The sequence below is a fragment of the Photobacterium lucens genome, from assembly GCF_009873615.1.
Classification (GTDB): Bacteria; Pseudomonadota; Gammaproteobacteria; order Enterobacterales; family Vibrionaceae; genus Photobacterium; species Photobacterium lucens.
Genome location: NZ_SSMG01000276.1, coordinates 1 through 669 on the forward strand (window position 1 = coordinate 1; position 669 = coordinate 669).

A 669-nucleotide genomic window follows, 5' to 3' on the forward strand; every position below is an offset into this window, starting at 1 on the left:
TAAACCTTCTAAATATTATTATTTGTTATTTTTAAATGGAATTAACTTATACCAAATAAAGATAAATATATTTCTAATGAGATGCTTATTTTAAAATAAAAAGAAGCGGTAATTATTTACCGCCGCTTTAATAGAACAACTAATTTAAGAAAAAGAAAAACCGGAGACTTAATCAACAGATATCAGTAATAAATCAAAACGATTATTACCATGCAAGATATCCAGATCTGGCTCATCTGCAATCAAGTCTCTGATTGAAGGGCTTGCAACAATAGCTCGTTCTAAGTCTTCAATCGCTTGCTCTTCAATACCTAGGCGAGAATAAGCACAAGCACGTTGATAAAGCGCTGGACCATTGGTGTCATCAACTTCTAACACGCGATTACATAAACTTAATGCCCAGCGATATTCTTTTATCTCCATCGCAGCATCCGCTTTATACGTTAATGCTTCAAGATCACCAGGACGGATCAATAATATTTCATCGTAAACATCAATACGCTGCTCTGGCGTTTGAGAACTTTGTGCACGAAGCCATAAGTTATGAATTTCGTTAATTTTCTCTATCTCTTTATTATTTTCACTGATAATGCGTGTTTTACGTTTTAAATCTCGCTCTAGTGCTAAGAATTTCTTTTCATATTCTTGGGCGATTTGCTCCAAACGCTT

1 protein-coding gene is annotated in these 669 nt (G+C 34.2%); it reads right to left on the reverse strand.

Annotated elements, in window-relative coordinates:
* Nucleotides 1-168 precede the first annotated feature (168 nt).
* Nucleotides 169-669: tetratricopeptide repeat protein (locus E5A76_RS11740; RefSeq protein WP_392397328.1), on the reverse strand; the 501-nt coding region annotated here is incomplete at its 5' end.